The organism is Micromonospora sp. WMMC415 (assembly GCF_009707425.1).
GTDB lineage: Bacteria > Actinomycetota > Actinomycetes > Mycobacteriales > Micromonosporaceae > Micromonospora.
In genome coordinates this window covers 2,372,019-2,398,409 of sequence record NZ_CP046104.1, presented here as the reverse complement: position 1 = coordinate 2,398,409, position 26,391 = coordinate 2,372,019, and the positions used below count along the sequence as shown (strand labels likewise).

The 26,391-nt window shown below is 72.7% G+C and carries 28 protein-coding genes; 13 read left to right on the top strand and 15 right to left on the bottom strand.

What is annotated here, in order from left to right; all coding sequences use genetic code 11:
• Positions 1–50: 50 nt before the first annotated feature.
• Positions 51–1,295: an FAD-binding protein gene (locus GKC29_RS11660; protein ID WP_196255858.1), complete on the bottom strand. Its 1,245-nt coding sequence runs from the start codon at positions 1,293–1,295 to the stop codon at positions 51–53.
• 299 nt (positions 1,296–1,594) lie between these two features.
• Here GKC29_RS11660 and GKC29_RS11655 point away from each other — a divergent pair, with 299 nt between their 5' ends.
• The gene (locus tag GKC29_RS11655) at positions 1,595–1,978 is read left to right on the top strand and encodes a thrombospondin type 3 repeat-containing protein (RefSeq protein ID WP_155330839.1); all 384 of its coding nucleotides are present in this window, start codon (positions 1,595–1,597) and stop codon (positions 1,976–1,978) included.
• A 70-nt stretch (positions 1,979–2,048) separates the two neighbouring features.
• Here the strand turns inward: GKC29_RS11655 and GKC29_RS11650 are convergent, their stop codons facing one another.
• Entirely contained in the window at positions 2,049–2,978 is a 930-nt protein-coding gene (locus tag GKC29_RS11650) for an LLM class F420-dependent oxidoreductase (protein ID WP_155330838.1), read from the bottom strand.
• A gap of 52 nt (positions 2,979–3,030) precedes the next feature.
• On the opposite strand from GKC29_RS11650, the gene GKC29_RS11645 reads away from it, so the two are divergent.
• Positions 3,031–3,180, top strand: a complete 150-nt coding sequence (locus GKC29_RS11645) for a hypothetical protein (RefSeq protein WP_230688998.1) — start codon at positions 3,031–3,033, stop codon at positions 3,178–3,180.
• Positions 3,180–3,710: an SRPBCC family protein gene (locus tag GKC29_RS11640; protein ID WP_155330837.1), complete on the top strand. Its 531-nt coding sequence runs from the start codon at positions 3,180–3,182 to the stop codon at positions 3,708–3,710. Before GKC29_RS11645 ends, GKC29_RS11640 begins: the two co-directional genes overlap by 1 nt.
• A 62-nt stretch (positions 3,711–3,772) precedes the next feature.
• Here the strand turns inward: GKC29_RS11640 and GKC29_RS11635 are convergent, their stop codons facing one another.
• Positions 3,773–4,810, bottom strand: coding sequence for a hypothetical protein (locus tag GKC29_RS11635; protein ID WP_155330836.1), 1,038 nt, complete (start codon positions 4,808–4,810; stop codon positions 3,773–3,775).
• Positions 4,810–5,079, bottom strand: a complete 270-nt coding sequence (locus tag GKC29_RS11630; RefSeq protein ID WP_155330835.1) for a hypothetical protein — start codon at positions 5,077–5,079, stop codon at positions 4,810–4,812. The genes GKC29_RS11635 and GKC29_RS11630 overlap by 1 nt, the downstream gene beginning before the upstream one ends.
• 595 nt (positions 5,080–5,674) lie before the next feature.
• Here GKC29_RS11630 and GKC29_RS29920 point away from each other — a divergent pair.
• The 3 genes from GKC29_RS29920 (at position 5,675) to GKC29_RS11620 (ending at position 8,083) form a co-directional block, all read left to right on the top strand.
• Complete coding sequence (locus tag GKC29_RS29920) at positions 5,675–6,049, top strand: YciI family protein (RefSeq protein ID WP_230688997.1); 375 nt, start codon at positions 5,675–5,677, stop codon at positions 6,047–6,049.
• Positions 6,013–7,278, top strand: coding sequence for an RNA polymerase sigma factor (locus tag GKC29_RS11625; RefSeq protein WP_230688996.1), 1,266 nt, complete (start codon positions 6,013–6,015; stop codon positions 7,276–7,278). The genes GKC29_RS29920 and GKC29_RS11625 overlap by 37 nt, the downstream gene beginning before the upstream one ends.
• A 100-nt stretch (positions 7,279–7,378) precedes the next feature.
• Positions 7,379–8,083: a dihydrofolate reductase family protein gene (locus GKC29_RS11620; protein WP_155330833.1), complete on the top strand. Its 705-nt coding sequence runs from the start codon at positions 7,379–7,381 to the stop codon at positions 8,081–8,083.
• A 30-nt stretch (positions 8,084–8,113) separates the two neighbouring features.
• Here GKC29_RS11620 and GKC29_RS11615 read toward each other — a convergent pair whose 3' ends face one another.
• The gene (locus GKC29_RS11615; protein WP_155330832.1) at positions 8,114–8,923 is read right to left on the bottom strand and encodes a hypothetical protein; all 810 of its coding nucleotides are present in this window, start codon (positions 8,921–8,923) and stop codon (positions 8,114–8,116) included.
• Positions 8,924–9,119: 196 nt separating this feature from the next.
• Here GKC29_RS11615 and GKC29_RS11610 point away from each other — a divergent pair, with 196 nt between their 5' ends.
• Positions 9,120–11,336 carry a DUF4153 domain-containing protein gene (locus GKC29_RS11610; RefSeq protein WP_196255857.1) on the top strand — a complete coding sequence of 739 codons (2,217 nt, stop codon included), beginning with the start codon at positions 9,120–9,122 and terminating at the stop codon, positions 11,334–11,336.
• A gap of 45 nt (positions 11,337–11,381) precedes the next feature.
• Here the strand turns inward: GKC29_RS11610 and GKC29_RS11605 are convergent, their stop codons facing one another.
• On the bottom strand, positions 11,382–11,546 hold the full coding sequence (locus tag GKC29_RS11605; protein ID WP_155330831.1) for a hypothetical protein: 165 nt from the start codon (positions 11,544–11,546) through the stop codon (positions 11,382–11,384).
• A gap of 516 nt (positions 11,547–12,062) precedes the next feature.
• Here GKC29_RS11605 and GKC29_RS11600 point away from each other — a divergent pair.
• Both GKC29_RS11600 and GKC29_RS11595 read left to right on the top strand, forming a co-directional pair.
• A complete protein-coding gene (locus tag GKC29_RS11600; RefSeq protein WP_155330830.1) occupies positions 12,063–12,305 on the top strand; it encodes a hypothetical protein in 243 nt (80 codons plus the stop codon).
• A gap of 4 nt (positions 12,306–12,309) precedes the next feature.
• A complete protein-coding gene (locus GKC29_RS11595) occupies positions 12,310–12,564 on the top strand; it encodes a hypothetical protein (RefSeq protein ID WP_155330829.1) in 255 nt (84 codons plus the stop codon).
• A 79-nt stretch (positions 12,565–12,643) separates the two neighbouring features.
• On the opposite strand, the gene GKC29_RS11590 is transcribed toward GKC29_RS11595, so the two are convergent.
• The gene (locus GKC29_RS11590; RefSeq protein ID WP_155330828.1) at positions 12,644–13,198 is read right to left on the bottom strand and encodes a Uma2 family endonuclease; all 555 of its coding nucleotides are present in this window, start codon (positions 13,196–13,198) and stop codon (positions 12,644–12,646) included.
• Between the two features lie 61 nt (positions 13,199–13,259).
• The gene (locus GKC29_RS11585) at positions 13,260–14,279 is read right to left on the bottom strand and encodes an NAD(P)/FAD-dependent oxidoreductase (protein WP_155330827.1); all 1,020 of its coding nucleotides are present in this window, start codon (positions 14,277–14,279) and stop codon (positions 13,260–13,262) included.
• 80 nt (positions 14,280–14,359) lie between these two features.
• Here GKC29_RS11585 and GKC29_RS11580 point away from each other — a divergent pair, with 80 nt between their 5' ends.
• Positions 14,360–14,950: a helix-turn-helix domain-containing protein gene (locus GKC29_RS11580; protein ID WP_155330826.1), complete on the top strand. Its 591-nt coding sequence runs from the start codon at positions 14,360–14,362 to the stop codon at positions 14,948–14,950.
• A gap of 54 nt (positions 14,951–15,004) precedes the next feature.
• Here the strand turns inward: GKC29_RS11580 and katG are convergent, their stop codons facing one another.
• The 3 genes from katG to GKC29_RS11565 form a co-directional block, all read right to left on the bottom strand.
• The gene (katG, locus tag GKC29_RS11575) at positions 15,005–17,236 is read right to left on the bottom strand and encodes a catalase/peroxidase HPI (protein ID WP_155330825.1); all 2,232 of its coding nucleotides are present in this window, start codon (positions 17,234–17,236) and stop codon (positions 15,005–15,007) included.
• Positions 17,237–17,285: 49 nt separating this feature from the next.
• Positions 17,286–17,705 carry a Fur family transcriptional regulator gene (locus GKC29_RS11570; RefSeq protein WP_155334091.1) on the bottom strand — a complete coding sequence of 140 codons (420 nt, stop codon included), beginning with the start codon at positions 17,703–17,705 and terminating at the stop codon, positions 17,286–17,288.
• A gap of 92 nt (positions 17,706–17,797) precedes the next feature.
• Positions 17,798–18,076, bottom strand: a complete 279-nt coding sequence (locus tag GKC29_RS11565) for a hypothetical protein (RefSeq protein WP_155330824.1) — start codon at positions 18,074–18,076, stop codon at positions 17,798–17,800.
• Between the two features lie 145 nt (positions 18,077–18,221).
• Between GKC29_RS11565 and GKC29_RS11560 the strand changes: the two genes are divergently transcribed.
• From GKC29_RS11560 to GKC29_RS11550, 3 genes are all read left to right on the top strand, one after another.
• Positions 18,222–18,788: an RNA polymerase sigma factor gene (locus GKC29_RS11560; protein WP_155330823.1), complete on the top strand. Its 567-nt coding sequence runs from the start codon at positions 18,222–18,224 to the stop codon at positions 18,786–18,788.
• Positions 18,785–19,867 (top strand): hypothetical protein, encoded by a 1,083-nt coding sequence (locus GKC29_RS11555; RefSeq protein ID WP_155330822.1) that lies wholly within the window; start codon positions 18,785–18,787, stop codon positions 19,865–19,867. Before GKC29_RS11560 ends, GKC29_RS11555 begins: the two co-directional genes overlap by 4 nt.
• Before the next feature lie 109 nt (positions 19,868–19,976).
• Positions 19,977–23,114: a BTAD domain-containing putative transcriptional regulator gene (locus GKC29_RS11550; protein WP_155330821.1), complete on the top strand. Its 3,138-nt coding sequence runs from the start codon at positions 19,977–19,979 to the stop codon at positions 23,112–23,114.
• Here GKC29_RS11550 and GKC29_RS11545 read toward each other — a convergent pair.
• From GKC29_RS11545 to GKC29_RS11530, 4 genes are all read right to left on the bottom strand, one after another.
• Positions 23,098–23,847 carry an ABC transporter permease gene (locus tag GKC29_RS11545; protein ID WP_155330820.1) on the bottom strand — a complete coding sequence of 250 codons (750 nt, stop codon included), beginning with the start codon at positions 23,845–23,847 and terminating at the stop codon, positions 23,098–23,100. The two genes, GKC29_RS11550 and GKC29_RS11545, sit on opposite strands and share 17 nt — an antisense overlap.
• Positions 23,844–24,785: an ATP-binding cassette domain-containing protein gene (locus GKC29_RS11540; RefSeq protein ID WP_155330819.1), complete on the bottom strand. Its 942-nt coding sequence runs from the start codon at positions 24,783–24,785 to the stop codon at positions 23,844–23,846. Before GKC29_RS11540 ends, GKC29_RS11545 begins: the two co-directional genes overlap by 4 nt.
• A 207-nt stretch (positions 24,786–24,992) precedes the next feature.
• Entirely contained in the window at positions 24,993–25,190 is a 198-nt protein-coding gene (locus tag GKC29_RS11535; protein WP_155330818.1) for a hypothetical protein, read from the bottom strand.
• Between the two features lie 239 nt (positions 25,191–25,429).
• Positions 25,430–26,323, bottom strand: a complete 894-nt coding sequence (locus GKC29_RS11530) for an RNA polymerase sigma-70 factor (RefSeq protein ID WP_155330817.1) — start codon at positions 26,321–26,323, stop codon at positions 25,430–25,432.
• Between the last annotated feature and the right edge of the window lie 68 nt (positions 26,324–26,391).

The following is a 26,391-nucleotide window of genomic DNA, read 5'->3' as shown; positions in this document are numbered from 1 at the left end:
GGAAAGCCGACGAAGGGCCGAGGCTGCTTTCTGACAGTCGGCGCCGGCGCTCAGGGGCGGGGGAAGTAGCGGTCGAGCAGGTCGGTGCGGAACGTTCCGGACGGGTCGAGGCGAACCATCAGGGCGAGGAAGTCCGCATACCGGGGCCAGGCCGCGGCGACCGCGGCCGGGGCCAGACCGAAGACCTTGCCCCAGTGCGGGCGCGGGCTGAACGGCGCGAGGCGTTCCTCCACGGCCGCCACCACCGGAGTCACCGCCGCCGCGTCGCCGACCCAGGTGAAGTGGATCGCGAGGCTGTCGCGCCCGTGGTTCGGGCTGAGCCACAGCCGGTCGGCCGCGACCGCCCGCAGCTCGCAGACCTGGAGCACCGGGGCGATCAGGTGCGCCACCTCGTCCAGCGCGGCCAGCGCGTCGGCCCCCGCGGCCCGCGGCACGTGGTACTCCGACTGGAGTTCGTCCCCGCTGCTCGGGATGAAGCCGAGCCGGAAGTGCGGCAGGCGCTCGTGCCACGGCCCGGGGGGCCCGAGCTGCGGGGTGCAGTGCTCCGGGGACAGCCCGGCCACCGGATGCCGGGGCGTCTCGGCGGCGGTCGTCCCCAGCCAGCCCGCCGGGGGTGGGGGCAGCTCCGCGTGCTGTTTGACCCACACCTCGCGGAGCAGCGGCGTACGCCAGTCGGTGAAGATGCTGACGCTGTACGCGGAGTCGAGCGCCTCGTCCAGCGCCTCCCGGGCGAGGCCGAGGCGCACGTACTGGCACAGGGTGAAGGCCGGCACCACGTCGAGGGTGACCCGGGTGACGACGCCCAGCGCGCCGAGGGAGACCACGGCGCCGGCGAACGTGTCCCCGTCCGCGTCGCGGTCGAGGGTCAGCAGGTCACCGTCGGCGGTGACCAGTTCCAGGGCCGCGACGGCGCTGGCCAGGTTGCCGTTGCGTACGCCGGAGCCGTGGGTGCCGGTGGCGACGGCCCCGGCGACCGAGATGTGCGGCAGGGAAGCGAGGTTCGCCAGCGCGTACCCCTGGGCGTGCAGGGCGGTGGCGAGGTCGCCGTAGCGGAGGGCGGCCGGCACGGTGACGGTGGACCGGTCCCGGTCGAGGGTCACGTCCGGCGGCAGCCCGGCCAGCGACACCAGGTCACCCGTCGTGTCACCGAACCGGTTGAACGAGTGCCCGGTGCCGGCCGCCCGGAGCCGGTCGCTGCCGGCCACCAGCCGCCGCAGCTCGTCGACCGACGTCGGCTCGTGGAACCGCCGGGCCGCGTAGTGGACGTTGCCCGCCCAGTTCCGCCGCGCCACCATCACGCCCCTCCGCGTCCCGCCCCCGGCACCCCGGCCGAACCTGCCGGCACACCCGCCCGCCGAACGCTACGCCCACCCGACCGCCCCCGCCGCCCCCCGCCGCCCCCCGCCGCCGCGCGCCTCCCTCACCCGCCCGCGCGCTGCCCCGCGCCGCGCACGTCGATCATGAAGCTGGCGGGTGCTTGGATCTTCAGATAGCCCGCTAACTCCATGATCAACAGAGCGAGCCGGAGGCGGGGTGATGCGGCGGTGGGACGGGTGGGCGGTTATCCCGGGCTCGGGTGGGGAAATGGGGGTGGATGAGTAGTTACCGCGATCCCGCCCCGCGGGGTGACGTCTTCCCGTCCGAGGAGGAGATGGACCCGACCGGTGTCGGTGTGCTGCCGGCGAGCGCGCCGCCGGACACCACCCCCGGGCCGCAGCCGACTCCGGCGCCGCCGCCCGCCCCGACACCGGTGCCGCACCCCGGGCCCCCGCCGCGCGCGGAGGCCCGGTCGATCGTCACGCACCGCTTGGACGGGGCCGTCGAGGTGGTCACCGACCTGGACGGGGACGGCGTCGCCGACGTGGTGCAGGTGGACTTCGACGGCGACGGCGTTCCCGACATCACGTACGTCGACAGCGACCGCGACGGCCGCCTCGACACCGTGCTCCGCGACCCCGCCGGCACGCGTACCCACTGAGCGTCGCGCCCCTCAAGGTTGTTAACAGGGGACCCCTCCTCTACCGGAGGCGTTGACAGGGGGCCCTTCCTTACACCTTGGGCAGCACCTCGGCGGCGACCAGGTCCAGGTGGTCCAGGTCGGCGAGGTCGAGCACCTGGAGGTAGATCCGCTGGCTGCCGGTCTCGGCGTACCGGCCGATCTTGTCGACGACCTCGGCGGGGGTGCCGGCCAGGCCGTTGGCGCGCAGCTCGTCCGGCTCCCGGCCGATGGCCGCGGCCCGGCGGGCCACCTCGGCGTCGTTCCGCCCGCAGCAGAGCACGAGCGCGTTGGACCAGGTCATGGTGGCCGGGTCGCGCCCGATGCCGGCGCAGGCGGCGCCGACCCGCTCGAACTGGGCGACGGTGTCCTCGATCGAGGCGAAGGGCAGGTTGAACTCGTCGGCGTAGCGGGCGGCGAGGCGCGGCGTGCGCTTCGGGCCCATGCCGCCGAGCAGGATCGGCGGGCGCGGGGTCTGTACCGGCTTCGGCAGGGCCGGCGAGTCGCTGACCGGGTAGTAGCGCCCGGCGAAGTCGAACGTACCGCCCGACGGGGTCTCCCACAGGCCGGTGATGACCGCGAGCTGCTCTTCCAGCCGGTCGAACCGCTCGGCGAGGGACGGGAATGAGATCCCGTACGCGCTGTGCTCCTCGGCGAACCAGCCGGTGCCGATGCCCAGCTCGACCCGGCCGCCGCTCATCTGGTCGACCTGGGCGACGGTGATCGCGAGCGGGCCGGGCAGCCGGAAGGTGGCGGCCGTCATCAGCGTGCCGAGCCGGATCGACCGGGTGTCGCGGGCCAGCCCGGCGAGGGTGGTCCACGCGTCGGTCGGGCCGGGCTCGCCGGTCACCGAGCCCATCTTCAGATAGTGGTCGGAGCGGAAGAAGGCGGCGAAGCCGGTCTCCTCGGCGCGGCGGGCCACGGCGAGCAGGTCGTCGTAGGTGGCGCCCTGCTGGGGTTCGGTGAAGATCCGCAGTTCCATGGTCCCGAGCATAGGGAGGTCGGCGGGGTGCCGCCCAGCGACCGCACATGCCTTGACCGGCATATGCTCCGCCCAGCAGCGCATCTACCGGATCGAGGTCCGGCCGTTGCAGGCGGTCGACGGGTGGCTGGCGCCGTACCGACGGCTCTGGACCACCCACCTGGACGCCCTGGAACGCCACCTCGACAGTCAGGAGCCGTGATGGACCGCGCCGACTTCCGCCCGACCCCGCCGGCCGACGTCTCCCTGGAGACCGCCGGCGGGCGCCGGACCGTCGTGTTCGTCCGCGACCTGCGCCACCCTCCGGAGGTGGTGTGGTCGGCGCTGACCGAGCCGGGCCGGCTCGCCGAGTGGGCGCCGTTCCTCGCCGACCGCGACCTGGGCTCCCCCGGTGACACGACGCTCACCATGATCGACGGTGAGACCACCGAACGGCACCGGGCTACGGTACGCCGGGCCGAGCGCCCGCACCTGCTGGATTACACGTGGGGCGACGACCTGCTGCGCTGGGAGCTGATCCCCACCGCCGCCGGGACCCGCCTGACCCTGCGCCACACGCTCGCCGACGGCGGCATGGCACCGATGGTCGCGGCCGGCTGGCACCTCTGCCTCGACGTCGCCGACCACCTGATCGCCGGTGACCCGGTCGGCCCGATCCGGGGGGCCGAGGCGATGAACTTCGGCTGGCCGGAGCTGCGCGACGCGTACGCGGAGCGGCTGACCGGGGACTGACGTCACCCCGGGCGCCCGGCGGGCGGATCCCCGCCCGCCGGGCGCCGGGCCGAGCGGGGGTCTCAGACGTACGGCCGGGTGGCGTAGGCCGTCTTCAGCGCGGCCAGGCCGGTCGCCTTCGGCGAGAGCGTGCCCCAGCCGGAGTTGAAGTAGTTCGTCCGCACGATCCGGGGTCCGCGCTCGGCGTTGAGCGCGGCGACGGCCGCCGGGACGGTGCGGATCCACGCCGCCTGGTCGGGGATCTCGGCCGCCCGGACGCCCCACTCGGCGATCAGGACCGGCCGGGAGAGCGCGACCGGGCCGAGGTCGGCGACCGCCCAGTCCTTGGTCCGGCGGAACCGGGCCAGCGCGGTGTGGGTCGGGTCCGTGGCGTAGACGTTCCACTGGAGGAAGTCGAGCTTGGCCATCAGCGCCTCCGGGTGGGTGCGCTGGTAGCAGGCCCGGTCGAAGCCCCCCACCCCCACCGAGAAGGTGGTGCCGGCGGGCAGGCCGCGCGCCTTGAACCAGTTGACGATGTACGTGACGGCCTGCACCGCGCGGGCGTCGGACTCCGCCCACGTGTACGCCTTGCCCGCCTCGGTGGTGCCGAACTCGTGGTCGGTGTCCAGTTCGGAGGCGAGCTGGATGTTCACCCCGAAGCCCATCGTCCGGTACTGCGACAGCGCCCGCGCGAACAGCCCGTCGCACTGACCGGCGAGCACCTGGCTGTAGCCGTACGCCCGCGGCCAGGTCGTTCCCGGTCGCTGCTGGATGGTCATGGCGGGCGCCGGGACGGTGTAGCGCACGCCGTCCACGGTGAAGGTCTGCGCGTCGGTGTTCGGGGCGCCGTAGTGCTTGAGCTCCAGCACCATGTTGATCTTTATCCCGGCCTTGCCCAGGTCGACCAGCCAGGGCCGGTTCCAGCCGGGGAAGACGTAGCCGTCGGCGAAGCTGCGGTACTGGGTCAGCGAGCGGATGTTTCCGCCCGCCATGTCGGCCGTCGGGTCGGCATTGCCGGAGAGGTAGTAGCCGCCGAGCACCGGCGGGGCGATCGTGTAGGTGGCGGTTGCGGTGGCGGTGCGCCCGCCGTTGTCACGCACCGTCACGGTGACCCGGGGCATCACGCCACCGCCCGGTAGACGGCCACCGCGCCGGTGTCCGACAGCTTCGTCCAGGTGCGTCCGGAGTCGTCGGTGACGGTGACGGTGAGCGGGTCGATGACGGCGGTGACCCGCGCCGGGGCGCTGCTGTTGCCCTGGGCGTCGGTGACGACGACGGTGACGGTCACCGGGCGGGTGTCGGCGTCGCCGTACGTGACGGTCAGCGTCATCGGGTCGGCGGGAGAGTAGACCGCGGCGTTCAGGGCGGCGGTCACGGTGGGAGCGGCCATCGCCGCCTCCTCTCATGCTTCGGCCGGCGGCCGTCGGGCCTCCGCGCCCGACCGGTCCGGCCGTGCTGGATCTCGGGCGGCGACCGGCCCCGCCGGGCCCGCGCCCGGACGGCCGGTCATCGGGTACGGCGGACCGCCCGGCCCGCGTGCGACGGCGGAACGGCGGTGCTGCCGTACGGGTGGTGTCTCGACCTGCACGTTCGCGCGACGGCGGTGGGCAGCGGTCGTTCCGCCGCGTCGACGCGGCGGGGCGGACGTGTCGGAAGGTGGCGACGTCGGTGTCCGGAGGTGACACCGGGGCGGGGCGCCCGGTCCCGGTGTCGGGCGGAGCGCGGCCTGTGGGGCGGAGCCGGCGGTGCGCTACGCCGGATCCGCCACGGCGACGGGGCCGGGCTCGGTGGCGGCGGTGTCGGCGGGGACGGTGCTGTCCCCGCCGGGCCCGAGGATCGGGATGTGGCCCGCCATCCTTACGCCTCTCACCTGCTACAACAGTGCGACGGCGAGGTGCCCGGCGTCCTGTCCGGAATCCGACTCCGTCGTGTCGCGCAGATGGTTGCGACATGCCGCCTGACCTGCCTTGAGAGGAGAGCCTCCGGTGAAGTACCTGATGCTGATCTACGGCAACGAGGAGATCTGGAACAGTCTGCCCGCGGGCGACCTGACCGCGCTGATCGGCGAGGTCGACGCGTTCAACGAGGCGCTGCGCGGCTCCGGCGAGCTGGTGGAGAGCCAGGGCCTGGTGTCCCGGGCCCGGTCGGTCCGCATGGTGGGCGACGCGCCCGTGGTCACGGACGGCCCCTACCTGGAGGCGAAGGAGTACGTGGGCTCGTACTTCGTGGTGGACGTCGACAGCGAGGAGCGGGCGCTGGAGATCGCCCGGTCGTACCCGGCCCTGCGGTTCGGCAGCGGACCCAGCGGCGGCGGCCTGGAGGTGTGGCCGCTGATGACCGGCACCGGCGGCGACCTCTGACCGGCGACGACCGCGTCGGTGACCTGCTGCGCGACCTCGCGCCGCAGGTCCTCGGCGCCCTCGTACGCCGGTACGGCGACTTCACCCGCGCCGAGGACGCCGTGCAGGAGGCCCTGCTCGCGGCGGTCGAGACCTGGACCGCCGACGGCGTGCCGGAGCACCCGGCGGGCTGGCTGCGCACGGTGGCTGCCCGCCGCTACGTGGACCAGGTCCGCGCCGACGCCGCCCGCCGGCGCCGGGAGCAGGCCGTCCTGGACGCGACCCCCCGCGACGCGCTGTTCGCTCCGCCGCCGGACGCCGAGCCCGCCCACGACGACCTGCTCGAACTGCTGTTCCTCTGCTGCCACCCGGCGCTGGGACCGTCGGCGCAGGTGGCGTTGACGCTGCGGGCGGTCGGCGGGCTGACCACGCCGGAGATCGCCGCCGCCTTCCTGGTGCCGGAGAAGACGATGGGGCAGCGCATCGTGCGGGCCAAGCAGCGGCTGCGGGAGGCGGGTGCCCGCTTCGCGCCGCCGCCCGAGCCGGAGCGGGAGCCACGGCTCGCGGTCGTCCTGCACGTGCTCTACCTGATCTTCAATGAGGGGTACGCGGCCAGCAGCGGACCCGCGCTGCGCCGGGTCGACCTGACCCGGCAGGCCATCCGCCTGACCCGGCGCCTGCACCGGCGGCTGCCCGCCGACGGCGAGGTGGCCGGCCTGCTCGCGTTGATGCTGCTGACCGAGGCGCGGGGACCGGCCCGTACCGGGCCGGAGGGCGAACTGGTGCCGCTGGCCGAGCAGGACCGGACGCGCTGGGACGGCTCCGCGATCGCCGAGGGCACCGCGCTGCTGACCGACGCGCTGTCGACCGCGCCGGTCGGCCCGTACCAGGTGCAGGCCGCGGTCGCCGCCGTGCACGCCGAGGCGCCGTCCGCCGAGGAGACCGACTGGCCGCAGATCCTGGGCCTGTACGAGCTGCTGGAGCGGCTGGCCCCCGGGCCGGCGGTGACCCTGAACCGGGCGGTCGCGCTCGGCATGGTGCGGGGGCCGGCGGCTGGCCTGGACCTGGTGCGTGAGCTGGCGGACGGGCCGCTCGCGGGGCACCACCGGCTGCTGGCGGTCCGGGCGCACCTGCTGGAGCGGGCCGGGGAGCGGGCGGCGGCCGCCCGGGAGTGGCGGGAGGCGGCCCGGCTCGCCGGCAGCCTGCCCGAGCGGCGCTTCCTCGTCCGGCAGGCCGCCCGACTGGTGTGAGCCGGGTCACAGGGATGTCGTGTCGAACGGCCGCCGCCCGCTCCGATCCCTCGGTGAACGGGGACCACGAGGTGCCCCGCCGAGGAGAGGACGATCCGCGATGACCAAGGTGACCGCACAGCTGTCCGTGTCGCTGGACGGGTACTACGCCGGCCCCCGCCACACCGGCGACGGCCACTGGATGGAGTCGGCGGAGGCCGCCGCTTTCTTCCGGGTCACCCGGTGGGCGACCGACGCGATGGCCTGGCGTGAACGGCAGGGCTTCGCCGGCGGTACGCACGACACCAACTCGGAGATCGTCGCCGAGAGCTTCGCGGCGGCCGGCGCGTACGTCATGGGGCGCCGCATGGCCGACGGCGGCGAGGTGCCCTGGGGCGCGGAGCCGCCGTTCCGGGCGCCGGTCTTCGTCGTCACCCACCGCCCCCGGGAGACCCTGGTGCGCGGCGGCGGCACCAGCTTCACGTACGTCACCGACGGCGTCGCCAGCGCCGTCGCGCAGGCCCGCGCCGCCGCCGGAGGGAAGAACGTGGCGGTGGCCGGCGGCGGCAGCCTGGTCCGGCAGGTGCTCGCCGCCGGCCTGCTGGACGAGCTGGAGCTGCACATCGTGCCGGTCGTGCTGGGCGCCGGCCTGCGGCTGCTCGACGCCGACCTGGGCCTCGGCGAGAAGGAGGGCATCGAGCTGGTCCCGACGCGGGTCGTCCACTCCCCCGACGTGACCCACGTCCGCTACGCCGTCACCGGCCGCGCACCACTCCTGCTGGACGACCGCGGCAGCGGCGGCGGCCCCACGACCACGGTTTCGTGACGCCCGTCCTTCCTCCGCCGGGCAGGGGGGTCACCAGGGCTCGGGGATGTTCAGGGCCAGGCAGCGTTGGGTGCCGAGGGTCGGCTGGTAGCAGGCGGATGCCTCCAGGTTGTTCGTGTGGTCGAACCGCGTGAACGAGGCGCTGCCACCGTTGGCGCAGGTGCTGCCGCTCGTGGTGGTCCCGCCGGTGACCCGGCCGCTGGCGCAGCCGAGGGTGGTCGCCGTCTTCTCCACCGTGTTCAGCGACGAGCGCTGGTCGGTGTACTGGTGCGCGCCGTAGCCGGTCAGCCGGACGCCGGGGCGGGTGATCGAGTACTGGAACGCGGTCGAGGTGTAGTACGACCAGCTCGCGCCGGTGCCGACCGTCCGCAACTGGGAGTCGCTCAGCGACGGCGGGATGTAGAGGTGGAAGCCCTTGTCGTGGGTGCTCGTCCCCTGGATCATCCGGTAGACGATCACGAGCAGGCCCTGCTGGTAGCTGACCGTGCTGTAGGTCAGGTAGCTGCCGTTGCCGCAGGTGGTCCGGTCGGCGATGTAACCGACCCCGTTGGCGTACAGCAGGACGCGGGCACAGCGGCTGTCGTTGGCGGTGTCCTCGATGGTGCCGACGGTGCTCGAGACGCCCGAGCTGTCGGTGGCGTAGCCGGTCAGCCGTACGCCGGGCAGCGTGCCCGCGTACTGGTAGGCGGTGGGGTGGTAGTAGCTCCACGAGGCCGACCAGCCGCTGCCCGAGGGCAGGGCGAGCGCCGGTGATGCGGGCAGCAGGGCAGCGACCAGGGCGACGATCACGGCCACGACCAGCGTGGCCCCGCTCGACCGCCATCGGGGATGGGTCGTCATCGGTCCTCCGATCAGGTTCGGGGTTCACCGGTGAGCGTGGCGCGGAAGGTGAGGACGACTCAGTCCCGAAGTGGACGCTGACCGGTTCCGGTCACGCCGACGGGGCGGGCGGTGCGTGCGCCGGCACGAAAGGCGGGGCGGCGGCCGGGGCGGTGTGGCCGTACAGTGTGCCCACCCCTTGATCAAGGAGTGTGCCGTGACCCAGCCACCACCGGCGCCCCGACCGCCCGCCGAGGATTCCGCCGGCGGGAGCGCGCCGCCGTACCTGCTGGCCGCGCCCGCCACCGCCGACGCTCCCGGCGCCTTCCCGTGGCCCGAGGGCCAGCCCGCGTGGGCGATCCCGGTCAGCCTGCCACCGGGGACCCGTGGGTACGCGGTGTTCATCCCTCTGGTGCCGGTCGCCGAGGCGGATGGCGCGGTGCCGGCCGGTGCCCCGGCGGCCACGACGCAGGCTGCGCCGACGACCCCGGTCACCGCCCCTGCGACGAACGGCGGTGGGCCGGTCCGGGTGGCCGAAGCCGTACCGGCCACACCGTCCGGGTCGGCAGCCGACGGCGCTTCGACGACGCCGGCGGGCGGTACGACGCCCGGCGGCCCGGCCGCGGGCGTCAAGCCGGAGGTCGCGTCCGCCGGCGGCGAGACCGCCGCCAGGGACGGGTCACCGGAAGCGGGCACCGATCAGCCCGCTCGGCCTCAGGGGGCGCCCAAGCCCATCGGGACGCCGGCCGGCAGCGGGCCGTCGACCACACCCGCCCTGGCCACCGGTCCGTCAGCGGCGTCCGGCGCCACGGCGGCGGCCGCACCCGCGCCGGGTGACCCGGTGCCGTACGCCGCGGGGCCCGGCCGGGCCGGCGTGCCGCCGTACCCCGGGATGTCCGGTGGTTTCTACCGGCCGGCGCCGCCGGGGCCGTCGTGGTTCCAGCGGCACTGGCCCGGGCCGAAGCCCACGCGGGGGCGCGCGGTGCCCGCCGCGGTCCTCGCCGGTGCTCTCGGGCTGGCGTTCTTCGTGCCGCTCAGCCGCACCGGGATCGGATGGTTCCTGGGCTGGCTGGCCCTGACCGTCGGCGTGGTGGTCGCGGTCCGCCGCCCGGTCGCCGACCTGCCGCGGACCGAGCGGTGGGTCCGCGCCGGCTGGGCGGCGGCCGCGCTGGCGTTGCTGGCGGTCCTGGCCTTCCGCAACGCGTGGTGGTTGGTGACGTTCTGCGTCCTCGGCGCGCTCGGGTGCGCGGCCCTCGCGGTGGTCGGCGGTCGGGGCGTCCGGTCGATCCTGTTCAGCGTGGTCGCGGGGCCGGTCGCGGCCGTCCGGGGCCAGCCCTGGGTGCGGGCCCACTTCCGGTCCAACGCCGACCCGGGGCTGGTGCGCCGTGTGGTCGGTTCGGTCGCGGCCACCGTCGCCGCGCTGATCGTGTTCGGCGCGCTGCTCGCGTCGGCCGACGGCGCCTTCTCGGTGGTGCTCGGTGCGGTCGTGCCCGAGGTCAGCATCGGTACAGTGTTCCGCTGGATCTTCCTCGCCACGGTCGGTGCGCTCTGCGTCGTGGCCGCCGTCTGGACGCTCGCCGCGCCGCCGGACCTGTCCAGCGTGGACCGGCCGACCCGGCGCAGCTTCGGCATGGTGGAGTGGGCGCCGGTCATCACGGCCGTGACGCTGCTGTTCGCCGGTTTCGTGGCGGTGCAGTTCACCGTGCTGTTCGGCGGTCAGCGGCATGTGCTGCGCACCGCCGGGCTCAGCTACGCCGAGTACGCGCGCAGCGGCTTCTGGCAGCTGGTCGCCGTCACCCTGCTGACGCTCGCCGTGCTCGGCGGGGTGGCCCGCTGGGCGCGGCGCGAGAGCCGTGCCGAGCGGATCGTGCTGCGCGTCCTGCTCGGCGCGCTGAGCGCGCTCAGTGTCGTCATCGTGATCTCGGCGCTGTCCCGGATGTACACGTACCAGAAGGTCTACAGCTTCACCGGCGAACGGATCTTCGTGATGGCGTTCGAGCTGCTGCTCGGCACGGTCTTCCTGATGATCCTCGTCGCCGGGCTGCGCTGGAAGGGCGGTTGGATCCCGCGCGCGACCGTGGCACTCGCCGTGGTCATGCTGCTCAGCCTGGCCGTCCTCAACCCGGAGGACTACGCCGCCAGCCGCAACATCGCCCGCTACCAGACGACCGGGAAGATCGACGCCTGGTACCTCCGGGCCCTCTCGGCCGACGCGACGCCCGCCCTGGCCGAGCTGCCCGACCCGGTACGCCGCTGCACCCTGAGCTGGATCGCCGACGACCTCGACGAGCCGGACCCCTGGTACGCCTGGAACCTGGGCCGGGTCCGCGCCCGGCAGGCGCTGGAGCGGGTGGGGCCGAGCGCGGTCGGCGGACCGAGCGACTGCAAGGCCGCCGACCAGTTCGACCTGCCCAAAACCCGCCGCCCCCGCTGACCCGCCCCCGCCCTGCGGAGCCGCCCTGCGACGCCTCGCCCCGCCTCAGTCGCCCCGACGCCGGCTGGTGAGGTCGAGCAGCCGCCGCATTTGGGACGACAGCACACGCCCCTGCCCCAGCGACAGCGTCACCTCGTGGCTGCCCGCGTCGACCACGGCCAGCGCGATCACCGGTTCCAGCCCGGCCGTCAGCCCCTGCGTCAGCGACACCTCGGCGACGGCCGCCTCCGGCCGCCCACCGGTGACCGGCAGGCGGAGCGACCGGTGCCGGTGCGAGGCAATCTCGCCGGTCGCACCAGTGCGGATGGGCGAGGTCCGCGAGCCGGCCGGTGGGATAGCGGTACGCGTACCCGCACGGCCTCGTCACGAGCGGACGGACGGCGGCCGGTTCCGCCCGCCAGCCGTACGCGTCGAGCGCCGCCGCACCCGACGTCACGTGCTGCCGGCAGACGTAGAGGGACGCATCCAGGCTGTCGCCCCCGTAGACCTCGATCCGGACGTCCGCCGGCCGCCCGCAGCCAGGGAGTGTGGGCAGAGCTTGGGGTGGGCTGGACACGGGCCGCCTCCCTCAGTCGATCCCGGATCCGGCCGGTTCTCGGAGCGTGGGAACCCACGGCCGGCTGAATGCCGGTAACGCTACTTCATGATGGCCAATAACTAAAGCCATTGCTGGCCAGTTTCCCAGCTCAGAGTTGGCCAAGATCGGCTGTGTGTCACGCTGACGCCGTGGCACAGGACTTGGCTTCCGCGACCGCCGCCTACCGCGCGGCACAGGATGCCGTCGAGAGCGCCAAGGAGCAGGTGCGCACGAGCCAGGACACTCTGCGCCAGGCTCGCCGGGACCTTGCCACCGCGATCGTCGCCGAGGCCAGGCGCGGAACCCGCATGCGGGACCTGGTCGCCACGACCGGACTCTCCCGCGAATGGATCCGCACACTCCTGCGGCAAGCCGGCGTCGAGCCCGATTGATCGCGTGACGGACGACCTGGCGGCTGCGGTCCGGGCCTACGAAGAGGCGCGGGCTGCCGTTATGGACGCCCAGGCCCGGGCGGAGCAGCTCGTCACGAACGCGAGGAACGACGTGGCCGAGGCCCGTTCGCGGTTCGCCGAGGCAATTGTCGACGCCGCTCGTGACGGAATGCGGCAAGTCGACATCGTCCGGGTCACCGGATACACCCGCGAGCGGGTCCGCCAGATCCTGCGGGCTGGCGGCGTCGAAGCGGAGTGAGTCCGGCGGCGCTCAGTGCGTCGCAGTTCCCCGAACTGCCCCGGCCGTCCGCCCACACCGGTCCCGCCACCGCCGCCTGCTAGTCGAGGTGCTCGGCCGGGGCCGTCTGGAGCAACCAGGCCAGCGGCATTCTGGCCTGCTCCTCGTAGTCGCCGCGCTCCGACAGCCGATACAGGGTGACGGTCTGCCCGCTGTCGCGGTCCACCATCCAGTAGCGGGGAATGCCGGCGGCGGCGTACTCCCGGACCTTGGTGACCGAGTCGATCGCCTCGGAGCCCGGCGAGACGATCTCGACCACCAGCGCGACGTCCGCCGCGACGGACCAGACGCTCCGCGGCGGCGGCTTGCGCCACACGGTGAGGTCAGGGATGCGGCCGCCGACCCCGTCGGGGCCGGGCACCCGGAGGCCGGCGGCCTGGAGAACCTGCTCGGCGGGCCACCCGGCGATGATGAGCCACGCCATCAGCCGACTGGCGATCATCGCGTGCTCCGAGTCCGGCGGCGGCATGACCGACAGCACCCCCTCGGGGCTCGTCTCGTACCGGTGACCGTTGGGATCGGCGGCGTTCATGGCGGCCAGATCCTCGAGCGTCACGACAGCGGGCATGTGCCTGCCGACGGCCTCTGCGCTCATGGGCTCATCCTAGGCGCCGTACCCCTCCGGCCGATCGCTCAGCCGCGCCGGCGTCCCTTGTTCACAGCCCGTGGCGGCGGTCGCCGGCCACCAGTTCGGCCACCCGCGCCTCGGACCCGGCGGAGAACCGCTGCCGCCGGGCGTCGACGGCCTGCCGGGTCTCCTCCGCGACCAGGTCGCTGTTGATCATCGCCGCCGCCAGGGCGCCGCCCGCCGCGGCGGCTCCCACCTGCGCCGCCAGGTCCGTGACGTTCCCGGCCACCCACACCCCGGGTACGTCGGTACGCCCGGTCGGGTCGGCGGGGACGTGCTCGCCCATCCCGCTCGGGTGCTCCACCGGCCGCAGCCCGAGCCCGGCCAGGAGTCCGGCCCGCGCGACCATCCGCGCCCCGACCGCCAGCGCGTCCCGCTCGACGACCGTTCCGTCCGCGAGCCGTACGCCGGTCAGCCGGTCGTCGACGATCTGCAGGGCCGCGACCGCACCGGTCACCACCCGGATGTCGCGGGCGGCGAGCTGTTCCGCCTGCTCCTCGTCCGGGCCGGCGGACAGGTGCGTGAAGTACGTGACGTCGGCACTCCACTGGCGGAACAGCAGCGCCTGGTGCACCGACATCGGGCCGGTGGCCAGCACGCCGATGGCCCGGTCGCGGACCTCCCAGCCGTGGCAGTACGGGCAGTGGATCACGTCCCGGCCCCACCGCTCCCGCAGTCCGGCGACGCCCGGCAGGTCGTCCACCAGCCCGGTGGTCACGAGCAGCCGGCGCGCCCGCACCGACCGCCCGTCGGCGAGCGTCACGGCGAACCCGTCACCGTCGCGCGCCGCGGCGTCGACCTGGCCGGCCACCACGTGACCGCCGTACCCGCGCACCTCGGCCCGGCCGCGCTCCAGCAGTTCGGCCGGCGGCGTGCCCTCGCGGGCGAGCAGCCCGTGCACCCCGTCGGCCGGCGCGTTACGCGGGGCGCCGGCGTCGATCACCACCACCGACCGGCGGGCCCGGGCGAGCATCAACGCCCCGTTCAACCCGGCGGCGCCGCCGCCGACCACCACCACGTCGTAGTCGCTGCTCAACTGATCGGTCATCCTGACCACCTCCCACGCCAACCATGCGCGGACTGCGGCCGTACCAGCAAATGTTGTTGCCGTTGTGGCAAACTTGCCGGATGGACGGTGATCTGGACCAGGCCCTCGACGCGGTCGGCCCGCGGCTGCGCGCCCTGCGGAAGCAGCGCGAGACCACCCTGGCCGACCTGTCGACGGAGACCGGCATCTCGGTGAGCACCCTCTCCCGCCTGGAGTCCGGTGCCCGCCGCCCGACCCTCGAACTACTGCTCCCCCTGGCCCGCGCCCACGGCGTCACGCTCGACGAGCTGGTCGGCGCCCCGCCCACCGGCGACCCGCGCATCCATTTGCGCCCCGTCACCCACCACGGCATGACGATGCTGCCGCTGACCCGGCGGGCGGGCGGCATCCAGGCGTACAAGCTGGTGATCCCGGCCCGCAAGGGGACCCCGGACCCGCAGACCCACGAGGGGTACGAGTGGCTCTACGTCCTCAACGGGCGGCTGCGGCTCGTCCTCGGGGAGCACGACCTGGTGCTCGCGCCGGGCGAGGCGGCCGAGTTCGACACCCGGGTGCCGCACTGGTTCGGTGCCGCCGACGCGGAACCGGTGGAGATCCTCAGCCTCTTCGGCCGCCAGGGCGAACGCGCCCACCTGCGCGCCCGCCCGACATCCCGTTCCGGGTCGTCATGACGACGCGGGCGGCGGCCACCACCTGGTGACCGCCGCCCGGCCCGGGCGTCCGGATCAGGCCAGGTCGTACCGGCCCAGGTTCATGACCTTGGTCCACGCCGCCACGAAGTCCCGGACGAACTTCTCGCGGGCGTCGTCGCCCGCGTAGACCTCGGCCAGGGCGCGCAGCTCCGAGTTGGACCCGAAGACGAGGTCGGCGCGGCTGCCGGTCCACTTGACCGCGCCGGTGGCGAGATCGCGCCCCTCGAAGGTGTTCGCGTCCTCGGACGTCGCCTTCCACGTCGTACCCAGGTCGAGGAGGTTGACGAAGAAGTCGTTGGTCAGCGCACCGGGGGTCGTGGTGAGGACACCGAGCGGCGACTGCTGCCAGTTCGCACCCAGGACGCGGAGACCGCCGACGAGAACCGTCATCTCCGGCGCGCTCAGGGTCAGCAGGTTCGCCTTGTCGACCAGGAGGAACTCGGCCGGCAGGCGGTTGCCCTTGCCGAGGTAGTTGCGGAACCCGTCCGCGGTCGGCTCCATCGCCGCGAACGACTCCACGTCGGTCTGCTCCTGCGAGGCGTCCGTACGTCCCGGCGTGAAGGGCACCGCGACGTCGACCCCGCCGTCGCGGGCGGCCTGCTCGACGGCGGCGTCACCGGCGAGCACGATGAGGTCGGCGAGCGAGATCTGCTTGCCGCCGGTCTGCGCGGCGTTGAACGCCTGCTGGATGCCCTCCAGCGTGCGCAGCACCGTCGCAAGCTGGTCGGGGTCGTTGACCTCCCAGCTGTGCTGCGGCTCCAGGCGGATCCGCGCCCCGTTGGCGCCGCCGCGCTTGTCGCCGCCACGGAACGTCGAGGCCGACGCCCACGCGGTGGAGACGAGCTGGGCCACCGTCAGCCCCGAGGCGAGGACCTGCGCCTTGAGAGCCGCGACGTCCTGCGCGTCGACGAGTTCGTGCGTCACCGGCGGGACCGGGTCCTGCCAGACCAGTGTCTCGGTGGGAACCTCCGGGCCGAGGTAGCGCTGGATCGGGCCCATGTCGCGGTGGGTCAGCTTGAACCAGGCCCGGGCGAAGGCGTCCGCGAACTCGTCCGGATTCTCGAGGAACCGTCGCGAGATCTGCTCGTAGACCGGGTCGAAGCGCAGCGCCAGGTCCGAGGTCAGCATCCGCGGCTCGCGGCGCCTCGCCGGGTCGTGCGCCTCCGGCACCATGTCGGTGCCCGCGCCGTTGCGGGGCCGCCACTGGTGCGCGCCGGCCGGCGACGTCATCAGTTCCCAGTCGTAGCCGAAGAGGATGTGGAAGAACTCGTTGTCCCACCGGGTCGGGTGGTAGGTCCAGGTGACCTCGAGACCACTGGTGATCGTGTCGGCGCCCTTGCCGGTGCCGAAGCTGTTCCGCCAGCCGAGGCCCTGCTCCTCGATCGGGGCGGCCTCGGGCTCGGCACCGACGTGGTCGGCCGGGCCCGCACCGTGGGTCTTGCCGAAGGTGTGGCCGCCGGCGATCAGCGCGACCGTCTCCTCGTCGTTCATCCCCATGCGGTGGAACGTCTCGCGAATGTCGCGGGCCGAGGCGAGCGGGTCCGGGTTGCCGTTCGGGCCCTCCGGGTTGACGTAGATGAGGCCCATCTGGACCGCGGCGAGCGGGTTCTCGAGTTCCCGGTCGCCGGTGTAGCGGTCGTCGCCGAGCCAGGTCGTCTCGGGACCCCAGTAGACGTCCTCCTCGGGCTCCCAGACGTCCGGCCGGCCACCGGCGTACCCGAAGGTCTTGAAGCCCATCGACTCCAGGGCGACGTTGCCGGCGAGGATCATCAGGTCGGCCCACGAGATGCTCTGGCCGTACTTCTTCTTGACCGGCCACAGCAGGCGCCGGGCCTTGTCGAGGTTCCCGTTGTCCGGCCAGCTGTTGAGCGGCGCGAAGCGCTGCATGCCGGCGCCGGCGCCGCCGCGGCCGTCGCTGATGCGGTACGTGCCCGCGCTGTGCCACGCCATCCGGATCATCAGCGGGCCGTAGTGGCCGAAGTCGGCCGGCCACCAGTCCTGCGAGGTCGTCAGGACCTCCGCGATGTCCCGCTTCACGGCGGCGAGGTCGAGGGCCGTGAACGCCTCGGCGTAGTCGAACTCACCGTCGAGCGGGTTCCGCTCGGCGGGGTTCTTGGCGAGGATCTTCAGGTTGATGCTGTTCGGCCACCAGCCGCGGTTGCCGCCGCCCTGGGTCGGGTGGGGGGCGCGTCCGTGCGCCACCGGGCAGCGCGACTCGCTCCCCGCGCTCGCGTCGTGGACGACGGCCTCGTGGTTCTCGGACATCGGGTTCTCGGACAACGGATTCCTTCCGTGACGTGCCGTATCAGGGGGATCAGGAGTTGCCAGCGTCGGAACAGTCGGGGCACCGGCCCCAGTAGACGACCTCGGCCTCGTCGACCGAGAAGCCGCTGTCGTCGGACGGGGTCAGGCAGGGCGCCTCGCCGACGGCGCAGTCGACGTCGGCGATCAGACCGCAGGACCGGCACACCAGGTGGTGGTGGTTGTCCCCGATCCGCGACTCGTAGCGGCCCACCGAGCCGGACGGTTCGATGCGCCGCACCAGGCCCGCGGTGGTCAGCGCGCGCAGGCCGTCGTACACCGCCTGGCGCGACACGTCAGGCAGGTCCCGGCGCACGGCGGCGATGATCGATTCCGTGTCGGCGTGCGGATGCGCGTGCACCGCGTGCAGCACCGCCACTCGGGGACGGGTCACGCGCAACGCCGCCCTCCGCAGCATCCGCGGGACGTCCATGATCGTGGCCACGCCGGAAGTCTTGCTCTTTTTCTGGAATGAGTCAAGATTATGGGTGGGACGTCACGCCACCGCCAGCGGCACCCGCAGCCCTACTCCTCGATGTATCCGGTGGTGGGATCGATCATGGCCAGGAACGTCCGGACGTGCTCCTCCATCTCGGGCCGGGTCATCGCCGAGCCGCCGGAGATCGCGAAGCCGTACTCGTGCGGCCCGTTGAGCCAGTCGAAGTCGTAGGTGCGGGGCTTTCCGGCACGCTCACGCACCCGGAACTCCTGCCCGTCGATGGTCAGCACGATCGGCGGTTGATCATCTCGGTACCGGATGCGCAGGTGCTCCGGCACAAGACCCGGCTCCGGCTCCGTCGACATGCGTGCTCCTTCTCCGCCGACCCGACCGCATCTCATCGTCCCTCGCGACCACGTCACAGTTCGCCATCAAGAAGCGCTTTCAGCAGAGGCAGCTGTCGTGGTCGGATCGGGTCACGATGGGCGCTCGACCGGACATGGAGTAGACGTGAGTTCCGGGACTGAACACGAGGACCGCTTCCGCCGCGTCTACACGATGAACTTCGAGCCGCTGCTGGCGTACGCGATGCGGCGTGTCGAGCAGCCTGAGGACGCGGCCGACGTGGTGGCCGAGACCTTCCTCGTCGCCTGGCGGCGCAGCCGTGACATGCCGCCGGAGGCCGAGGCCCGGCTGTGGCTGTACGGCGTGGCCCGCCGGGTGCTGGCCAACCACCACCGCGGCGGGGTGCGCCGGGAACGGCTGGGCGATCGGTTGCGGCAACGACTCAGGGTCGCCGTCGCCGTCGACCCGGGCAGCGAGGTGCCCGAACGGCTCACGGTCCAGGCCGCGCTGGCCCGGCTGGGCGATCTGGATCGGGAGGTGTTGCTGCTGACCTTCTGGGAGGGCCTGGAGCCGCGCGAGGCCGCGGCGGTTCTCCAGGTGAACCCTGCCGCGGTCCGTACCCGGCTGTCCCGGGCCCGGGCCCGATTGCGCGATCTCGTCGGTGACGACCTGGACCCGACCGGACATGTACCCGACGTCATGGCAGCACGCGGCTCAGAGGAGGGCAGATGACCGACGAACACCTCGACCGGATGGTCCGAGACGCCGACCCGTACCGACCCGATGTCATCCGGCACCTCGACGAGGCCGCACAGAACCTCCTGGAGGAGATCATGTCCGTGCCGACCCTCGAACCCGTCGCCGAGCCACCCGGCAGGCGCCCCCGGGCGCGCCGCGGCATGATGAGCGGCCTCGCCGGCGCAGGCGTCGCGGCCACCCTTCTCGCCGGCGTCCTGGCGGTCTCGATCATCGAAGGTGACCAGCCGGACGGACATCCGGCGAACCCGCCGATCACCTCCGAAGCGAGGGACCCGGCCACGTACTCCGCGATGGTGCTCAAGGCGGCCGAGGAGAACCCGCGGCTGCTGATCGACCAGCCCGGCTGGAAGGCGACCACCGTCTACGGGTTCGCCGAGAAGGAGGGCACCATCGCGTTCAGCAACGGCGGACGCCACCTGGCGATGAACTGGTATCCGGCCGCCCAGTACGACGGCTACCACAAGGATCGGCTCCACGTCAGCAAGCCGGAGGCGGTGAAGGTCGACGGCTGGCCGGCCGACCTGTTCCGGTACAGCGCGAGCGACTTCGCCGTCATGCTCCGGCCCCGCGACGGTTCCTTCGTCGAACTGCGTACCGGGGGCGCCTGGACCCGTGGCGAGTTCGATCGCGCTCTCGCCGACGTGGTCCGCGTCGACGCCCGCACCTGGCTCGCCGCGCTTCCGGCCGAGATCGTCACTCCCGACCGGGTGAACGAGCAGGCGGCCGAGGTGCTCGCCGACGTGCCGCTCCCTCCGGGCTTCGACACCGCCACGTTGAACAACCTCGGCACCAACGACTCCTACCAGTTCGGCGCCAAGGTGACCGGCCGGATCGGCTGCGGATGGATCGCCGAATGGCTGCGGGCGAAAAAGTCCGGTGACGACGCCGCGCTCCGCCGGGCCGCGGACGCGTTGCGCAGCAGCCACAAGTGGAAGGTGCTGCACCAGATGAACGACGAGGGCGACTGGCCGGAGGTGTTCTGGGAGACCGCCGACAAGGTGGCCGCCGGTAGCCCGCCCGCCCAGTACGAAGATGCCCTGGGCTGCGAGTAACCGCCCGGATCGCCGAGCAGGTTCGGGCCGGGCGCCGAGGATCAACTGATCCTCGGCGCCCGGCGCCTGGTCTGGAGGCCTGCCGACCGCCCGTGGCAGGATCTGCCGGGTGCAGATCGGGATGCTCGGGCCGTTCGAGGTTCGCACGGACGACGGCGGCTCCGCCGACGTGCCGGGCGCCCGCCTGCGCGGGCTGTTGATCGCCCTCGCGCTCAGACCGGGCCAGGTGGTCCCCAAAGCGACACTCGTCGACTGGATCTGGGGTGAACACCCGCCCTCCGACGCGGCGAACGCCTTGCAGCGCCTGGTTTCCCGGCTGCGGAAGGCGCTGCCGGAAGGGGCGGTCGAGGGGCAGCCGGACGGCTACCGGTTGACGGTGGACCCCGACGCCGTCGACGCCGTACGGTTCGAACGCCTCGTCGGCCAGGCCCGCGATGACGCGGGTCCGCAGCGGGCCCGGCGGCTCCGCGAGGCCCTCGCGTTGTGGCGCGGTGCGGCCATGCAGGATGTCGGTCTGCCCGACAGTGCGGCGCTCGACGCGGCGGCCACCCGGCTGGAGAGGCTACGCCTGACGGCCATGGAGGATCGGTTCGACCTGGAGGTCAGCCTCGGCCACGGTGCGGAACTGGTCCCGGAGCTGACCGACCTGGTGGCCGCGCACCCGGTGCGCGAACGGCTTGCCGTCGCGCTGATGCGTGCCCTCGCGGCGACCGGTCGCGACACCGAGGCGCTGCTCGTGTACCAGCGCACGAGCGAGGCCCTCGCCGACGCGCTGGGCGTCGACCCCTCCCCGGAGCTCTCGGCACTGCACGTCGCGCTGCTGCGGGGCGAGGTGGGGCGGCGGGAGCAGAACCGGAAGACCAACCTGCGTGCCGAGCTGAGCAGCTTCGTCGGCAAGGACGGAGCTGTCACCGAGATCGGCGCACTCGTCGCCAGGCACCGGCTCACCACCCTGATCGGGCCGGGCGGCTCGGGGAAGACCAGGCTGGCCACGGAAACCGCGCGCCGGCTGCTCGACGACCTGCCGGACGGCGCCTGGCTGGTGGAACTCGCCGCCATCGGCACCGACGGAGACGTCGTGCAGGCGACGCTCGCCGGTCTCGGCCTCCGGGACGCTCTGCTCGGCGAGGCGCCGAGCACGGAGCTGATCGACCGGCTCATCGCCGCGATCCGCGAGCGGGAGGCGCTGCTGGTCCTGGACAACTGCGAGCACGTGATCGAGTCGGCGGCGGCGTTCGCCCATCGACTGCTCGGGGAGTGCCGGCGGCTGCGGATCCTGGCGACGAGCAGGGAACCGCTCGGCATCACCGGTGAGGCGCTGTGGCCGGTCGAGCCGCTGGCGTTGCCGAAGGGGGACGCCGGGCCTGGCGAGATCGAGTCCTCTCCCGCCGTCCAGTTGCTGCGGGACCGGGCGAGCGCGGTGCGCAGGGATCTCGCGGTCGACACCCACACGTTGTCCACGATGGCACGGGTCTGCCGGGCGCTGGACGGGATGCCGCTGGCGATCGAACTGGCCGCGGCCAGGTTGCGCACCATGTCCATCGATCAGCTCGCCGAGCGGCTCGACGACCGGTTCCGCCTGCTCACCGGCGGCAGCCGTACCGCGTTGCCCCGGCACCGGACGCTGCGCGCGGTGGTCGACTGGAGCTGGGAGCTGCTGACCGACGCCGAACGGACGGTCCTGCGCAGGCTCTCGGTGTTCTCGGGCGGGGCGAGCCTGGAAGCGGCCGAGCGGGTCTGCGCCGGCGACGCGGTCGAGCCGGAGGAGGTGCTCGAACTGCTCACCGCACTGGCCGAGAAGTCGCTGCTGGTCGCCGAGGGCGACGGCGCACCGCGTTACCGGATGCTCGGCACGATCAAGGAGTACGCCTCGCACCGGCTCGCCGAGGCGGGGGAATCGGACCTGGCGCGGCACGCGCATCTCGCCTACTTCACCGAACTCACCGAGGCCGCGGAGCCGCAGCTTCGCCGCGCCGAACAGCTGAACTGGCTCGCCGTCCTCGAGGTCGAGCACGACAACATCGGTTCCGCGATGCGGGGCGCGCTCGCGGCCGGCGAGGCGCCCGCGGCGATGCGGCTGGCCGCGGCCGCCGGCTGGTACTGGTGGCTCGGCGGTCACCGGACCGAAGGCATGGAGCTGATCACCGCGGCCACCGCAACGCCCGGCGAGGTGAGCGACGAGATCCGGGCCACCGTGTACGCGCTCGTCGTGCTGTTCCTGAACTCCGGGCCGGGCGACGAACACCACGCGGCGGAGTGGATCCACAAGGCGTACCGGCTCAGCCGGCGCAGTCGAGGCAGCCACCCGGGGATGGCGCTCGTCGTCCCGCTGGAACGCATGGTGCGGGAGCCGGACGCGCTCCTGCCCGCCTGGGAGACCCTGCTGGACCACGAGGACCCCTGGGTCCGCGCGCTGGCCCGGCTGCACCTCGGCAAGCTGCGGATCATCCTCGGCCAGGACGGGCGGGATGTGGACGCGTACTTCGAGCGGGCGCTCGTCGAGTTCCGGGCCCTCGGCGAACGGTTCGGGATCTCGTTCGCCCTGAGCGAGCTGGCGGAGCTGATCGCCGTACGCGGTGAGTTCGCCGCGGCGTGCGCGCACTACGAGGAGGCGATCGCGGTCGTCACCGAGGTCGGCGCCGTCGAGGACGTCATCCGGATGCGGTCGCGGCAGGCGCGGCTGTACTGGTTGTTGGGCGATGAGGACGCCAGCGTGGCCGCCCTCGCCGAGGCGCAACGGTTCGCGGACCGGGTCACGTGGCCGGGTGCGCTGGCCGAACTGGCGCTGTCCAAGGCGGAGCTCGCGCGCTGGCGCGGTGACGCCGAGGAGGCGTACGAGCAACTCGGAGTCATGACAGCGCTGCTGGGCGACGAGGCGGAGCTGGCGGGTATCCGTGCGGGGACCCACGACCTGCTGGGCTACCTGACCGACGATGTCGACCAGGCCCGTACGCATCGCATGGTGGCCTGCGAGGCGGCGCGCGAGGCCGGTTACGCACCGTTGATCGCACAGGTGCTCGTGGGGGTCGCGGACCTGGCGCTGCGCCGCGACCAGCCCGAGCAGGCCGCGCGGCTGCTCGCGGCGAGCGCTGCGGTGCGTGGACTGCCGGACCGCTCGCACCCGGACCTGGCCCGGATCGAGCAGACAGTGCGACGCCGCCTCGGCGAAGCGAAGTTCGCCGAGGCGGCGCTGGCAGGCACTGCGACCAGCTGGAGTCAGTTGGTCGCGGTCACGCTCGCTTGTTGAAGGTGGAACGCGCCCACAGGTACCCGACCAGAGCGATGCCGACGCACCAGGCGAGAGCGGGGATCACGTCACCGGTGGCGGGCGCGCCGGCGAGGAACCCGCGCAGGGTTTCGATGATCGGCGTGAAGGGCTGGTACTCCGCGAACTCCCGAAGCCCGGGCCCCATCTTCTCCGCCGGCACGATCGCGCTGCTGAAGAACGGCAGCATGACCAGCGGCACGGAGGCCAGACCCGCCGTTTCCGGCGACTTCGCGGACAGGCCCAGGGCGACCGTGAGCCAGCCGGCCGCGAAAGCGAGCAGCACGATGACGCCGATCGCGCCGAGCCAGTCGAGGGCGCTCGCCGACGGGCTGAATCCCAGCAGGAAGGCCACCCCGACGAGCGCCGCGATGGCGATCAGGTTGGTCAGCACGCTGGCGATGACGTGACCGGCCAACACCGCGCCGCGGGAGACGTGCATGACCTTGAACCGGTTGATGATGCCCTTCGTCATGTCGGAGTTCACCGACGTCGCGGTGGCCCCCAGCCCGTAACAGACGGCCAGCAGCATCAGCCCGGGTGTCGCGTAGTCGATGTAGTCGACACCGACGTTGAACGCGTCTCCGAACATGTACACGAACATCAACATGATCACGATCGGCATCAGGACCGCGTTGAACACCGAGGTCGGATTCCGGGCGATGTGTGTGACGTTGCGACGCAGCATGACGATCGGATGGGACTTGGCGCTCATTTCGCGGCCACCTCCGTGGTACGGCCCGTCAGGGCGAGGAAGACGTCATCGAGATCCGGTGTCTGCACGGACAGCCCGTCGGCACTGATCGCGTACTCGTCGAGCCGGTCCAGCAGGACCCGCAGCGACCTCGTCCCGCCGTCGCTGGGAACCCGCAGGGCCAGTGCCTCGTCGTCCCGCGTGGCCTCGGTGAGGACCCGCGCGGCCGCGTCGAGTTCGGCGACGGTGGTGAACCGGAGCCGGACGTGCGTCCCGGGAATCTGGCGCTTGAGCTCGTCGGGGGTGCCCTCGGCGACCAGGCGGCCCTGATCGAGCACCGCGATCCGGTCGGCGAGCTGATCGGCCTCCTCGAGGTACTGGGTGGTGAGGAAGACGGTCACACCGTCGGCCACCAGCTCACGGATGATCGACCACATCGTGCGACGGCTACGCGGATCCAGTCCCGTCGTCGGCTCGTCGAGGAAGATGATCCGCGGGTCGCCGACGAGCGTCATCGCCAGATCCAACTTCCGCCGCATGCCCCCGGAATAGGTGGACACCGGCTTCCGCGCCGACTCCACCAGGTCGAACCGCTCCAGCAGGTCCGTGACGACCCGCTTGCCGTCCCGGGCGGGAACCGGGCTCAGATCCACCATCAGCTGCAGGTTCTCCCGCCCGGTCAGCAACTCGTCGACCGCCGCGAACTGACCGGTGACCCCGATCGCCGCGCGCACCGCCCTGGGCTGGGTCGCGACATCATGTCCGGCGACCCGTACCGTCCCACCGTCGGCCCGCACCAACGTGGTCAACACGTTCACCGTCGTCGTCTTGCCCGCCCCGTTCGGACCGAGCAGGGAGAAGATCGTGCCGGCGCGGACCTCCAGATCGATGCCGTCGAGCACGACCTTGTCCTTGTAGGCCTTGCGCAGTCCTGTGACCGCGATCGCTGAACTTGTCATGCGACCACCATGGGCACCCGCCCTGTCACCCGCCTGACACGACCCTGACACGGCCCCTGACACGGCTTCTGGCGGCGGTACGACCGCAGACCTCACATCACATGTGTGGCCGGAAGTACCGGAATCAGCGAGTTGTTCCTCCGTGCGCCTCCGCGGCCACCGCCGGACCAGTCCCACGGCCGGCGGTGGCCCAGATCTGGCCGGCGGTCAGAAGCACGGGTTGCGCAGCACCCACTCATCATCGCTGCCAGCCGCCGCCGGCCGGCCGGGGCGAGCGCTGGATTCGACCAGTACGACGTGATCCTCGGGTCGTATCTGGGCGGGCAACCGGCCGAACCGCTGGACACGCTGCGCCGCGAATTCCTCGTCCGAGAACCGCATCCCGGACTCACGCTCCTCAAGCACGGCGCCCTCCCTCTCCAGACCAGTTGTTGCTGCTCAGGTACCAATTGTTGCGGCGTTACCGCCACCGTTGCCACCATCGCGGCGGCCGGCACCGCGCGACCGCCGTGTCGTGCGCCACTGCCCGTCGAACGCGGCAGACCGCCGGCTTCGACAGCCGGGTCTGCCACACGTGTCCCTCGCCGAAACAGCTCGGCTCGGCGATGCACCTGATTCGCGGGTGGCTGTCTCGGCACCCGTTCTCATCGCAGGGTGAGCGGGGTCACGGATTCGACGCGGGTCAGCTTCTCCGGGTTACGGACGTAGTAGACGCCGGTGATACGGGCGTCCTCGACACGGATCGCCATGACCCCGTCAAGTTCGCCGTCCAGGCGTACGAGGAGCGCCGGGTTGCCGTTGACCACGGTCGGTTCACCGGTGAGCGTGCCTTCGACCTTGCCCAGACCGCCGAAGAACATACGGGCCACCTTCTCAGCGCCGACGATCGGTCGCAGCGCGGCCTGCTTGACGCCGCCGCCGTCGCCCACCAGAACGACGTCCGGGGCGAGCACGTCGAGCAGGCCCTGCAGGTCCCTGGTTTCGACCGCGCGCTGGAACGCTTCCAGAGCTGCCCGGGTCTCGCTCGCGGAGACCACCTGGCGGGGGCGGCGAGCATCGACGTGCTGGCGGGCGCGGTGCGCGATCTGATGGACGGCCGCGGAGCTCTTGCCGACGGCGGCCGCGATCTCGTCGTAGCTGACATCGAAGGCCTCGCGCAGCACGAAGACGGCCCGCTCGGTCGGCGACAGAGTCTCCAGGACGATCATGAGCCCCATCGACACGCTCTCGGCGAGTTCGACGTCCTCGGCCACGTCCGGCGCGGTGAGCAGCGGATCTGGCAGCCAGGGGCCGACGTAGGCCTCCTTGCGGCGCTTCATTGTGCGCAGCCGGTTGAGCGACTGCCGGGTGGTGATCCGGACCAGGTAGGCCCGCTGGTCGCGCACGTGCTCCGCGTCGGTCCTGATCCACCGTAGCCAGGTTTCCTGCAGGACGTCTTCGGCGTCGGCCGCCGACCCGAGCATCTCGTACGCGACGGTGAAGAGCAGGTTGCGGTGGGCGACGAAGGTGTCGGTCGCCGGGTCACTGGCGTGGCTCATGTCTCGACCCTTCTTCTTCGCGGGTGGCCCTGGTTGCCGGAGGCCTTTAACCGGGCATCAACGGCACA